We start from the raw sequence: 12021 nt of genomic DNA, 5'->3' as shown, positions 1-12021 counted from the left end.
TCAGGCGTCCCGCCAGGTCAGCCAGCCCACTTTGACGGCGAGTTCGGTGCCCGGCCACGTCGATGGCCCCGGCACCGGATGCGCCCCCTCCGCGATCAGCCACCGGCCGTCGACCCAGGTCATGCGTTCGCAGTGCCCATAGGCCAGGCGGGCCTGGTCGCGGAACGTGTAGGTGATCTCCACCAACACACACCCCACATGCCAGCCGTCGCCGTCAGAGCCTTTCACCTGGCCCGCCGAGGGGATCACGGTCAGCGAGGCCCCCGGCTGCAAACCGTCCGGCATCTTGCCGGCGGTCAGGAACGACTGAATCAGCCCCAGCACCGGCCACGAGCCCGCCGTGCCAGTCGGGTCCTCGAACCAGGACTGCTGCACTCGCTGCGCATGAGTCAGGTCCATCGAGCTCAGGACGGAGACCAGGATCTCCCCCAACTGCCCCACCGCCCCCTCAGGCGTCTGCGGGTACCCGGTCGGGATCCCCTCCGCCCCGATCTGATCAACCAGGGGGATGTCGATCGTCGGCAGCGGGCCGAGGGCAGGGGTACCGCCCGTGGCATCCGCCGGCGCCACCGGCAGCATCGGTGCGGCCGCGATCTCATCGCGCAGCGAGGCGCCGCCGATAGGTAGCGAGTCGACGACTCTCGCCGTCGTGGGGGTGGTGGGGTCGTCGACGACGGCGAAGTAGACGGCGAACCCCAGGCCGGAGAGCAGCAGCAACGCCACCGCCGTGACGGCGGCCAGCAGGGTCAGGTGCGCGCGATCGGGCCTCATGGCTAGCGGGTGACGCAGCCGTCGCCGAGGAACCCCGACAAGATGCCCGGGATCACGAGGTAGAGCAGTGCGGCGCCGAGGACGACGAACACCCCGATCAGGCCACCCTTCGACACGTGCGGCATCGAGAACACCTTGCCCAGGATCACCGCCGCCACCGCGGCCAGGATCCCCGCCGGGAACGCCACCCACACCAACGCCCACGAGAACCAGCCCAGGAACTCATCGACCAGGACCTGCGCCCCCGCCGGCGCCACCGGGCACACCATCCCCCGCCCCTCCGCCGGCACCAACACACCCGCAGACACGGCCTCGGCTACGAACTGAATGATCATGAGAGTTCCTCCACACACGACTTGATGACGTCGACCGCGGACTGCAGCCGACGAGGAAGCGGATCGGCAGTAACCCCACCGACCCGCAGAGACGCGCATTCCGGCACCAGCAGCAGCCGGCCGGCCGCTGCCGCGGCGCGCAGCCTCGGCCCGCACACCGAACCGACCGGTTTGGGCAGTGCCCGACCCGGGACCCCGGTGATCACCGGCACCACCCGCAGACCGTCGAGGGTGTCGAGGCGGGCGTTGAGACGCCGCACGCTCGGCACCGAACACGCCGCCACCACCACCAACACAGACACCGCCGGCTGAGGCTCTGCCCAAGCGCCGAGGTCAAGAACCATCACCCCAGCGGCGGTGTCGGTGAGGATCGCAGCGTCGGGGTCGGCGCGGCGCTCCAGCCGCAGCCCGTCGCGCGACCCGATACTCCAGCCGTCCTGGGTGCCGAGTTCAGCCCCCGAGGCGGCCGCCAACCCCGAGGTGTGCGGCACGCTGAGCTCGACCAGGCGGCCGGCGCCGAGGGCCTCGGCGATCGCCAACGCCACGGTCGTGGTCCCCACCCCACCCGAGACCCCGACCACACCCACCACCGCAGCAGCCACAGCCGGCCGCTCCGCCACTTCTGCGGCGGCCGTTTCGGGTTGGGGGATTGGGTCGGTGGTGAAGGCTCCGGCGTGGAGGGCGGTGTAGGCGGCGCGCAACTCAGCCAGCGAGAACGTGGCGGTGGTCATCGCTGCGCCTCCAAGGCGGCCTTCAGTTCCTCCGGGGGAACGTCCAGCAGCTGCCGGCGGGCATCCAGCGCGTGCTGCAGGCGCTGGGTCCAGAACACCAACTGGTCGCAGGCCTCCGCCTCGCCCTTCGCAGCAACGATCAGCTGCTGCGTCTCCTCATCCGACATCTCCGTGGCCCCTTTCGCTGTCCTCGTGCTGTCCTGCCCCCTATGAACCCGGTCCAATCCCGGCCAGCGCGTAAAGAAGTTCCAGCGACTCCACGCAGACAGGGAGCCCCTACGTCCGGGCAGGAGGGGAGGCCGGCTAACCAGCGGCTGCTTGACCGTGGGAGGTGCAGGCAGGGTTCCTGCTGAAGGGCCGGGCGGGGTGGGGCAAGCCAGCGACGTCGTGCGGGCCGGAGTGTTCAGAGCGCAGCAGCAATGCCCGGTGAGCCGGCGTCAGGCACCGACCCGGAGTGGGCACTCCATCACGAACGCCCTAGGAACAATCTGGTGACCCTGGCGTCATGCCGCCGGCAGCAGTGGAGGAAGAGGCCGCCCGTGATCGAAGCCTCTCAGCACGGAGCCAATTCGGTCTCGGACAGCGCCGCCCGCCAACTCCCGTCGGGCATCTGCTCCATGAGGACCATGACCTTCATCGTCTGATCGGGCTGGATGACGCTCTCGCCGGGCTGGCCGGTGTCGATGTCGACGGTCTGCAAGTGTGTTGGGTCGAAACAGAAGTTGATTTCCGAGGTGGTGACTCCATCGGTGTCGGTGGTCGGCTCAGCGATCACCGCGTCACGGAAGATCACATACCCCTTGCGGATCAGGTTGTTGTTCCGAAGCCGAACGATTCCAGCGACCGAATCGGTGGCTTCCTGACCCGTGCTGACGAGCTGGATCTCCGTCAGATCGGTCAGGTCGGGATTCCGGGTGAACTTGTCCATGGTGATCTCGTGGGTTTCCCAGGCGGCGCGGATCTCGGCCTGCACCGCAGACTCTCCGGCTGGCCGGTCGGGGAACCACTCTTGGCTCCCGGAGGGTTCGGCATTCGGGGATGGGCTCGGCGTCGTGGAGGGTGAGGCCGGCGCAGCGCTGGTTGTCACCATCGTCGGGGACGTGGACGGGCTGCCGGCAGATTGAGTGCCCGGCGAACAGCCGGCGAGGACCGCGCACGTGGCGGTCATGGCTACGGCTACTACCGCTGCACGTCGTGGGTTCATGGTCTAGATCATCTCCAACAGATCGATCACCGACTCGCCTCACCCGATTCGAGCGGCGACCAGTGTCGGTGGAACTCAGGGTCGGTGTGCAGTCCTCGATGTGCGCGGGCAGATCGTCGAATTGGGTCAGGCGGCGGTGCTGCGGGCTGCTTCGCGGAGGACCGTCAACGCTTTCCTGGCGCGGTACTGCAGCTGGTCGACGGTTTGTCCGGGCTGGACCAGCTGCACACACGCGGAGCGGGCGGTGATACCCGCGCTGGACCGCGACGTGATCCCGTCCTCGTGGGCGGTGACCGCCAGCGCGACCAGCAGATCCATGTCCTCCCTGCTGAGCCCCGCCTCGGTCACCGCCCACCAGTACAGGTCGGTGGTGTGCAGTGGCCTCATATACGCCCCGCGATGATTGAGGCGCTCCACCGCTTCGAAGTCCAGCGTGGCCCGATCCCGCCAGACCCGCTCCGCCGTCTCTCCCCAGCCGAAGTCGCGGTCGATCGCCCGACCGACGCGGCGGGCGACCCCCTGCGGGATCCAGCCCTTCATCGGATCGTCCCACGGATACTGCGCCACCTCGGTCCACAGATAGCCAGCCGCCACATCCTCCAGCTGCCTCACGTCATGGGTCCTGGAGGCCCGCCGCATGACAGTGGCCTCACATGCGGGCAGCACCAGGAACACCAGGACCGCTGTCGCGGCGGTCCGTGACTCCTCCACCAACGTCAGCCGACCCAACGCGAGGAACATCTCCCGGTCCTCCTGCCAGTCGACATCATCCATCCGCCACTGCCCGATCTCCCGGTGCGAGGCGAACCGGGCAAGCAGGGGCTCGGTCCTGGTCCACTGCGGCCAGGTGTCGTCGGCGGCCTGAAGAAGAGGGTCGAGATGGAGGGCTGCGCGCACGCTCATCGCAAGGGGTCCTTTCGCGGTTGGTTCGCGATGAACCTCCCGCGGGCACCTCTCCCGTTCCCTACCCCCAAACCCCGCCCCACGAGGGGTACGCGACCCCGATTCGGCGTCTGGCTAGGGGCGATGAACCTACCCCCGAAACTTCACCCAGGCCGCTGGACAGCCGCGCTCCAAGGCATGGAGCTAGGGGTGGGGTCGCGCGCTCGGCGGGTCTCTCAGCCTCGCCGACGCCTACTGTCCCGGGTGCCCCTGGGGTTGTGATCGTTTCACCTACCGCGGTGGACAACGCTGTGCACAACACGGGTGCGGTCCTCAGCGTGGGGTTCCCCAGTCGGGGCGGGGATGGGTGCGCGCCATCCATTTCTGACTTCGGCCCAGGACGGCGGCGATCTCCGCCGATGTGACCCGGCTCCGCTGCAGCGACGCGATCAACGACCCCATTTCCTCGGGCGCCGCCCGCAGCAGGTCGTCACGTTCCTCCCCGGTCAGGCGCCGCCACCGCGCCTTGACCGGTCTCGGCTCCGCCAGAGCCGCCTGGCGGCTCTCTAGCTCGACCCGGCGCGTGACGCGGCAGTCGTCACACAGCTTCCCCGGCACCGTCAGGATCGTGCCGCAACGGCCACACGGATGCGGACGCCGCCGCGGCCCCGCTGACACGACCGCCAAAGACTCCTCGTCGGCGATCCCGTGCCGATCCCGATACACCCGGGCGGTGAGTTCGTGGGCACGGGCCAGATGGATACCGAGACTGGCGAACCGCTGCCCACACTCATGACACAAGACCCCCTCGGCGGTGCGGTCCACCCTCCCCCACACGCCACGGCCACTCGGGTCCCCGACCCTCAGATCGTCAACGGTGGGCAGCCCGAGACCCCGCCGGACCCTCCTCGCGTGGAAGATGCACAGCGGATCCACCGTCTCCGTCGTGCACCCGAACGCCCCACACCGCGACATGCCCATGAGACTAACCGCCCACCCTGCCGTCCCACCCATGCCTGGCGCCGCCGCCCGCTGGCTCCGGATCTCGATCGGCGAGGAGTTGGCACCTTGGTTGTTCACTGGTGCGGTGCAGCGCTAGCGCTGCAGTTGAGGTAGAGTCATCTGTGACATCTATGTCAGTTGTGACTTTTCGAGACGAGTTAGTGATGCAGACCATTCAGACTTCCACTGTCCCCGACGCCCAGCTCGCAGCGCTGGCACAGTTCGCCGACAGCGCTGAAGTGGGCCCCGAGCTCCGCGATGTGCTGCTCAGCGTGAGTCGGTGCATCAGCGACGGCGTCGACCTGGCCGTCGTCGACAACGCGGCCATCCTGACTCCCAACCAGGTTGCCGAGCGTCTGGGGATGAGCCGGAGCCACCTGTACAAGCTTCTAGATCGTGGTGAGTTGATGTCACATCGTGTCGGCCGAGATCGCCGTATTCGCCTAGCCGACCTCATTGCCTTCGAGACACAGCGCGATCACGACCGCCGCGAACTCGCTGAGCGTTTCGCCCACCAGCGTCAGACACGCACCGGCGCGATCAACGAGCTCGCCGACCTCCTCTAAACGCCCGCCAGAGCGCGGCTCATTGTGTCGGAGCGCTCCGGCACAATGGGCAGGTGCACAGCCGTCGAGCCCGTCCGACCCTTCGCCTGCTCGTCGAGGACCTCACAGCTGACTGGGCATCTCCCTACCCCCGCCGTGTTCTGACCTCAGGGACGTTCGAGGACCTGCACCCGCTCAGCGAGCTCCCCCACCCGATCGTGGCCAAGGCAGCGGACTCGTTTCGCCACGACGCCGACACCGACACCTTCGTCGGATCGATCGCCAGCAGCACCACGGTGCCGCTGATGGAGATCAAGGCAGGCCAGTGGCGCGGCGGGGTCTGGCGTGATGACACCTCCGGCGTTCACTGGCTCGTCGTGGCGGGACTGGCCAAGGGCGGACATGAGGACCGCGACGACTTCTACGAACAGATCAGGCGCCACGACCACACCGACGAGCCACTCCGCTGGCTCCCCACAGACGAGGACCGTCGTCTCCTCAAACAGGAAACCGCCGCACGCCTCCTCACCCTGTGGGAGCTGAGCGTCCAAGAGCAACTACTGGAAGCACTGCGCGCCATCCACGCAGGAGGCACCCAGCAGATCGAGATCGCCCACCCCATCACCAGGGGTGCCGTCGCGACGCTCACAATCACCGTGACACTGGTGCGGGAACATGACTATGCCGCCGACGAAGTCGAGCTCGAGCTCACCCCAACCCGTGCCCACGCGGGAAGCAACCTTGTGTGGCAGTTGACCCTGCGGGCCCTGATCACGCTCAGTCCGCCCGAACAAGGATGGGACCGCTACAAAGACACCTTCTCCACCATCGCTGAGCCCGGCTACTTCGCCGCCCGCGTCGCGGCGCTGGAGGCCCTCACCGCCGACCACGAGCTCGCAGAATCCGAGCCAGGCCACAGCGCCCACTACACCCACCGGCAACACCTGGCCGGCAGCACCGTCAACGGCAAGGCCGTTCGAGCACTCTGCGGCACATACTTCGTCCCCACCCAGGACCACGAAGCCTTGCCGTGCTGTCAGGTCTGCCAGACACGGCTCGAGGACCTGAAAGCCTGAACCAGGGCTAGCACGGGCTAGCCGTGGGCTAGCCGGGCTCGCACACACAAGCAGCCCGCGGCGGTCACCATCCACCCCACCCCCGAGCGCAAACCCTCCATGACGCACTGCGCCGACCGCCCAGCGCCCCACCCGAGGGCGAGAGTCATTTCGCCAACGGCTTCGACGGAGGCCTCTCGTCAGCGACGCGCACCAGGTTGTAGCTGCCTGTCTTCAGCCACTCCGGCAAGAAGATCTCCTCGCGGCCATCGGCCAGCAGCGGCGTCTTACGCTTTCGGGGCTTGCTCTTCTTCTCGGTGGGCATGTGATGTCTTCCCCTCTGATGAATGTCATGGAGCCTACGGAAGCCCTCGGACATCGACGCCGGCTCGGGCCCCGGTCTGGGCCCACCAGCCGACCCCCCTCGGCCCTGCACGGCCAACGCGCTACACCGGCGGTGACCGTCGAGGCCGTGGCGCACTTCTGAGCGTGTCGGGCTCGAGGTCCGGAGTTGAGTCGACTGGTACGAAACGGCGCATCCACAGATCTGGTGCGAGCAGCGGGAGACCGGGATCCTGGGCGGAGAGGACGGGCAGGAGCTCCGTCAGCAGGGTCTCGACGAGTTCGTCGACGTACTCGGGTGGATGGCTGACGACCGGCGCGTCGGCGGCCGCCGACGGTCCGATCGGCTCCAGCAGGAGCCGGACCCGGGGATCCTCCCGGAGGGCGAAGCTGCGATACCTCGGTGTCAGGTTCAGTTCATGGTTCAGGAGCTGCGTCAGCTCCCTCACGGCAGTGGCCGAGAGCGGGGCGATCGGGCGGACCGGACCATCACCCCCGCGGGCGGGCTCGAAACACAGCGAGATACGGATCATGAGAGGTCCTCCAGAAGATCAGTGACGGGAGCCGCTGCGGTGTGCAGCAGCCGAGGAAGCGGCTGAGCGGTAATCCCGGCGAGGCGAAGCGCCGGACTCTCCGGGACGACCAACACACCGCCGGTGCGTGGGGTGCCGCCGCGCCAGCCACCCTGGCGCGGCAGGGACCGGCCCGGAACCCGGGTCGCCACCCGCCGCAACAACGCCGGGTCGCGAAGGCAGGCATTCAGGCGGCGGACCCGCGGCACCGAACACGGCGCCACCAGCAGCGGACTATCGGACGGGGCCTGGGGAGTCCAGGTGCCGAGATCCACCGACGTCACCTCGTCAGATTCCGACGTGGCGGTCATCACTGCTCCTCTAGCGCGGCCTTCAACTCCAGCGGCGGCAACTCCCAGCAGGCGGCGGCGCGCGTCCAAGGCGCGTTGCAACTGGCGCGTCCAGAACACCAACTGGGCACAGACCTCCGCCCCACTCTTCGCGGTCACAATCAGCTGCTGCGCATCCGACACGGCACGCTCACCCCTTCTCCCTTTGTCTTTTGCTGGTCCTGCTCTTAGAACCCGGACCCGCATCAGCCAGCGCGTAACCGACGGCCTAGAACTTTCTCGTGGTTCGGAGCAGCGGCCACGGCGTCCGCGGGGTAGCTGTGGTGGGCTATGCGGGTGTCAGGTCGAGGTCGGCGTCGTCGCCGAGGGTGCCGACGATTGGGCGGGCAGAGGTGGTTGGCCTTCGTTGAAGTGGTGGGGCTCTAACTGGGTAGTCCCAGGCAGTCGCACTATCCAGTCTTCAACCAGTCTTTGCCGTTGAGAATGTCAGTGGCTCGGGGTGTGAGGTCGAGGTCGGCGTCCTCGCCGAGGGCGTCGGCGAGGATCTGGCGTGCAGAGGTCGAGTGGCCGTCGTGGACCATGATCCCGGCCAGGTCGAGGCGTGCGGTTTCGGAGTCGGGGTCGGCTGTCAGGGCGATGGTGGCGGCGCGTTTCGCGGCGTCGAGGTCACCGGTGTGGAGATGACGGGTGACGAGGATGTGGGCGACGTCGGTGACGGCGCAGATCATGTGGTGGTCGACGCGGTCTCCGTCGATGAGCCAGGTCCAGCCGGCGGGGCGCAGCTGGTCGAACGGGCGGCCTGTCACGAGCTGCAGCGCGGTTTCGAGGTCTTCGATCCCGGCTGGTCCGCGGGCGAGGCCGCGGGCTCGGAGGCGGCGGAACAGGTCGGCGTCGACGAGGAGGTCCTCGACGAGGTAGAGCCCCACTCCCCTGGCTTTGGCCTGTGGGGAGCTTTTCGCGTCGGGGAGGTGGGGGCTGCCGGTGTGGGGGTTGGTGCCGAGCCATAGGCGGAGGGTGGAGATGACGGTGCGGGCCCGTTCGATGGTGATGCCGAGGGCTGCGGCGACCTGGTCGCCGGTCACCCCGTGGGGGTGGAGGGCGAGGTAGGCCAGGGCTTCGGTGTAGTAGGCCTTCTGCTTGGCCAGCGGTTTGCCGTGGCAGCGGGCTGTGACGGGGCCGAGGAGGGACAGGCGGGGGTAGGGGCAGTGGGGGGAGAACCAGGCCCGGACCTGCGCGTCGAGGTCCGGATCCCGGTCTTGCAGCGTCTCGGCGACCGGTTCCGGCACGCGGGGGGCGATGGTGGTGAGGTCGTCGGCGGTGACGGCGGCGGTGTCGATGTAGGCGTGGTCGGGTTCGGGGAGCAGCGACTCGACCGTGTCGGTGTCGTCGTTGTCGCGGTCGGCGCGGTGCTCGGGGAGTAGGTTGCCGGTGACGTCGACGAGCTGATCGGCCGGGGCCGGGTGGGTGTCGTCGCGGGTGGCGGCGGCGAGGAGGTCGGCGCAGCCGGCTGCTTCGTCTTCGGTGAGGCCGACGGCGGTGAGCTCGAACCCGTAGCCGCGGATGCGTCCGGCTGGTGTTAGCGCCAGATCCCCTCCACTGGGTGTGAGGGTGAGGAGGGCGGTGCCGGTCTGGTGGGGGTGGTTCGCGATGAGCGCGGCCAGCTGCTCGAGGTCCTCTGATGGCTGGCCGGTGATGACGGCGGCCGCGGGCCAGGTTTCGTCGCCGGCCTGTGCGGCGCGGCCCTCAGACGCTGCCACCGCGTTGTGGGCGGCGCGTGCGGCGTTCGTGGTGGCGATGGTGAGGATCTCGTCGAGGTGGGCGTCGAGGCGTTCGGGGGACATGCCAATGACCTGGGTGGCGGGTCCCTCGCAGGCGATCCGAACCCCGTCGGACCAGGGGTTGATGGCGAGTTCGGCGGCGAGGTAGCGGGTGAAGTCGGCGCTCATCACCCGATCCCCGGACACCGTGACCAGGCCGGCGTGTTCGAGGTTGAGGAGCACGACCCGGTCGGCGGTGTCGGCGCCGATGGTAACTAGCAGCGGCCAGGGGCACGGCCGGTCCGGGACCAGGTCCCCGACGGTCTCCACGCGGGCGGTGTTGGGCAGCAGCCACCCGTCCCGGTCCTGCTGCCAGGGGGCGGGGAGCTGGTCGGGGGTGTGCACGACGATCGAAGCGTCGCGGGCGACGACGGCTGCGGTGAGGGTGGTGTGGGGGTCGAGGCGGCGCAGCACCTGGTCGAGGCGGGCCACCAGGAGGCCGGAGAGGCTCGTGGCGAGCTGTGCGGTCTGCTCGATCGGGGTCACCACCGGGTCGGGGGTGGCGATCATCCGGCCCGGGCGGCGGGTGCGGAACTGCTCCCTGCGCCGCGCACCGAGCAGCGTGGAGATCCCGACACCGAGGAACGTGCCGGCGCCGAGGAGCCCGGCAACCTCCCACGCATACATCGACGCATCAACCCTGTCGGAGTCCTCGGCGATGTCCACGGCGGTGGCTTCCGCGCGGAGCGGGGTCAGCGTCGCCGGAGCCGCGGAGGAGATCGCCGTGGGCGCGGCAGCGGACGGCGCGGCGGCGGACGGCGTGGCGGAGGGCGTGACTGAAGGTGCTGTCGACGGGGTGGCGGCGGCCGGCGTCTCGACGGGGGCGGTGTCTTCGGCGGGGAGCAGTGCGGTGACGGCTTCGCGGCGAGGAGTCTCCGGCTGCGTCTGGGTCTGGGGCGCCGGTTCGGTGGTGGCTCGGGCTGGTTGGCCGGGGATGGTGAGGGTCCAGCCGACGTCGATCTGGTCGGGGTCCTGAAGGACGTGCCCGGTGGGCTGCGGGTGGCCTTTGTTGGCGTCGTAGAGCTCGGGCCACCGACCAGGGTCGCCGAGGTGCTCCTCGGCGAGATCCCACAGGGTGTCGCCCTCCTCGACCGTGACCGACTCTGCCGGGGCCACGTCGGGTGGGGGTGTGGGGCGGGGGTCCTGGCTGGGCAGCGCCACCGCCGCCGGCACCGCAGCCGGCGCCGGGACGGCGACTGTGGGGGTGTCTGGTTGGGCTGCGCCGGCGTTTAGGGGGGTGGCGATGAACGCGGCGGCGGCCGCGACGACCAGGGCCCGGGCCAGGCCTTGCGGCATCGACGCGGCCGGCAGACGCGGCGCTTTCACCCCGCGCAGCAACGCCACAGCCTCAATGAGGATGAGGATGGTGAGCCAGGCCCACAGGACGCAGGCGGCGGCCCAGACCAGGACCAGCAGGAAGCGGCCGGAGTCGGGGGCAAGCAGCATCCCCGCGAGGCGATCCCAGCTCGGGAGGAAGCCGGGGAGTTGGCCGAGTTGGATCAGCAGCCAGGGGGCGCCGGCGACGATGCCGGCGATGGCGAGGATGGCGGCGAGGCTGCGGAGGGTGCGGAGGGTGCGGAGGGTGCGGGTCATTGTTCGGTTCCTCCGAGGACGGATTTCACGGTCGCGGTTCCGGTTTCTTCGACGCGCAGGGTGGTGATGCCGATGATGGAGAGGAACTGGCAGTCGTAGGACCCTCGCACGGTGACGGTGATCGTGTCGCCGCCGCGGATCGCCGTGGAGCCGGTGTAGGGGGAGGCGGCGACGTAGGTGTTGGCGGCCGCGATGGCGGTGTGCACATCGGGGCGGGCCCGGCCGGAGTCGAGGGTCAGGTGTTGTCCGCCGGCGCGTGCTGCTTCGTCGGCGACGGCGCGCGCGTGCTGGGCGGCGCCGGCGTGGCCGGCGAAGTCGATCCCGATGCCGATGGTCACGATGAACGCCACCATCGCGACCGACACCCACACCGACACCATTCCCCGCTCCCCACGCTTCTTCCCATGCCCAGTAGAACCCCGACCGGGGCGGGTCAGCGCGTGACGGGGGTTCATCGTCGGCTCCGGTAGGTGTCGACCGGTGAGGTCTTCGTGGCGGTGAGGGTGCGGGTGGAGGGGAAGCCGGGGAGGCCGACCTGGAGGTCGACGGTGCAGGTCACGGTCACCGACACGACGGCCGGCGTGCCGAGGGGTGCGCGGAGGCCGGAGGCGTTCACGGCGACGTTGGAGGTGCGGCAGGTGGTGCCGGACTCGGTCAAGGTGGAGGCGGCCACCTGGCGTGCGGTGGCGGTGGCGGTTGCGGTGTCGCGTTCGAGGGAGGCGGCGCGGGCGGCCTGGGAGGCGGCGGAGTTCACCGTCATCTGCGCCAATGCTCCGGTGGCCAGCACGACCAGCAGACCGACCATGGCCAGCAGGACGGGCAGGATGATGGCGGTCTCGACGGCCACCATCATCCCCCGCTCACCATCACGCCTCATCGTCG

General features: G+C 69.3%; 15 protein-coding genes. 2 read left to right on the top strand and 13 right to left on the bottom strand.

The window, feature by feature from the left end:
* The 7 genes from ACX1D1_RS16740 to ACX1D1_RS16710 all read right to left on the bottom strand — a co-directional run bounded on the left by ACX1D1_RS16740 (position 1) and on the right by ACX1D1_RS16710 (position 4748).
* On the bottom strand, positions 1-771 hold the full coding sequence (locus ACX1D1_RS16740; RefSeq protein ID WP_459056709.1) for a hypothetical protein: 771 nt from the start codon (positions 769-771) through the stop codon (positions 1-3).
* A 2-nt stretch (positions 772-773) separates the two neighbouring features.
* The gene (locus tag ACX1D1_RS16735) at positions 774-1106 is read right to left on the bottom strand and encodes a hypothetical protein (RefSeq protein ID WP_459056708.1); all 333 of its coding nucleotides are present in this window, start codon (positions 1104-1106) and stop codon (positions 774-776) included.
* On the bottom strand, positions 1103-1837 hold the full coding sequence (locus ACX1D1_RS16730) for a hypothetical protein (protein WP_459056707.1): 735 nt from the start codon (positions 1835-1837) through the stop codon (positions 1103-1105). Before ACX1D1_RS16730 ends, ACX1D1_RS16735 begins: the two co-directional genes overlap by 4 nt.
* A complete protein-coding gene (locus ACX1D1_RS16725; RefSeq protein WP_157633319.1) occupies positions 1834-2004 on the bottom strand; it encodes a hypothetical protein in 171 nt (56 codons plus the stop codon). The genes ACX1D1_RS16730 and ACX1D1_RS16725 overlap by 4 nt, the downstream gene beginning before the upstream one ends.
* Before the next feature lie 386 nt (positions 2005-2390).
* Positions 2391-2810: a hypothetical protein gene (locus tag ACX1D1_RS16720; protein ID WP_459056706.1), complete on the bottom strand. Its 420-nt coding sequence runs from the start codon at positions 2808-2810 to the stop codon at positions 2391-2393.
* A 357-nt stretch (positions 2811-3167) separates the two neighbouring features.
* The gene (locus ACX1D1_RS16715; protein WP_459056705.1) at positions 3168-3944 is read right to left on the bottom strand and encodes a hypothetical protein; all 777 of its coding nucleotides are present in this window, start codon (positions 3942-3944) and stop codon (positions 3168-3170) included.
* Positions 3945-4256: 312 nt separating this feature from the next.
* Positions 4257-4748: a MucR family transcriptional regulator gene (locus ACX1D1_RS16710; protein ID WP_459056704.1), complete on the bottom strand. Its 492-nt coding sequence runs from the start codon at positions 4746-4748 to the stop codon at positions 4257-4259.
* A gap of 341 nt (positions 4749-5089) precedes the next feature.
* On the opposite strand from ACX1D1_RS16710, the gene ACX1D1_RS16705 reads away from it, so the two are divergent.
* A complete protein-coding gene (locus ACX1D1_RS16705; protein ID WP_459056703.1) occupies positions 5090-5491 on the top strand; it encodes a helix-turn-helix domain-containing protein in 402 nt (133 codons plus the stop codon).
* 53 nt (positions 5492-5544) lie between these two features.
* Complete coding sequence (locus tag ACX1D1_RS16700) at positions 5545-6546, top strand: DUF3039 domain-containing protein (RefSeq protein ID WP_459056702.1); 1002 nt, start codon at positions 5545-5547, stop codon at positions 6544-6546.
* A gap of 145 nt (positions 6547-6691) precedes the next feature.
* On the opposite strand, the gene ACX1D1_RS16695 is transcribed toward ACX1D1_RS16700, so the two are convergent.
* The 6 genes from ACX1D1_RS16695 to ACX1D1_RS16670 form a co-directional block, all read right to left on the bottom strand.
* Entirely contained in the window at positions 6692-6850 is a 159-nt protein-coding gene (locus ACX1D1_RS16695; RefSeq protein WP_459056701.1) for a hypothetical protein, read from the bottom strand.
* Positions 6851-6971: 121 nt separating this feature from the next.
* Positions 6972-7400: a hypothetical protein gene (locus tag ACX1D1_RS16690; RefSeq protein WP_459056700.1), complete on the bottom strand. Its 429-nt coding sequence runs from the start codon at positions 7398-7400 to the stop codon at positions 6972-6974.
* Positions 7397-7750: a hypothetical protein gene (locus ACX1D1_RS16685; RefSeq protein ID WP_459056699.1), complete on the bottom strand. Its 354-nt coding sequence runs from the start codon at positions 7748-7750 to the stop codon at positions 7397-7399. The genes ACX1D1_RS16690 and ACX1D1_RS16685 overlap by 4 nt, the downstream gene beginning before the upstream one ends.
* Before the next feature lie 428 nt (positions 7751-8178).
* Positions 8179-11139: a tetratricopeptide repeat protein gene (locus ACX1D1_RS16680; RefSeq protein ID WP_459056698.1), complete on the bottom strand. Its 2961-nt coding sequence runs from the start codon at positions 11137-11139 to the stop codon at positions 8179-8181.
* A complete protein-coding gene (locus ACX1D1_RS16675) occupies positions 11136-11519 on the bottom strand; it encodes a pilus assembly protein TadG-related protein (protein WP_459056770.1) in 384 nt (127 codons plus the stop codon). Before ACX1D1_RS16675 ends, ACX1D1_RS16680 begins: the two co-directional genes overlap by 4 nt.
* A gap of 71 nt (positions 11520-11590) precedes the next feature.
* The gene (locus tag ACX1D1_RS16670; protein WP_459056769.1) at positions 11591-12016 is read right to left on the bottom strand and encodes a TadE/TadG family type IV pilus assembly protein; all 426 of its coding nucleotides are present in this window, start codon (positions 12014-12016) and stop codon (positions 11591-11593) included.
* Positions 12017-12021 lie beyond the last annotated feature (5 nt).

The organism is Tessaracoccus luoxuelianae, from assembly GCF_054483915.1.
The sequence above is the reverse complement of the archived record's forward strand: the minus strand, read 5'-3'. Positions and strand labels throughout refer to the sequence as shown.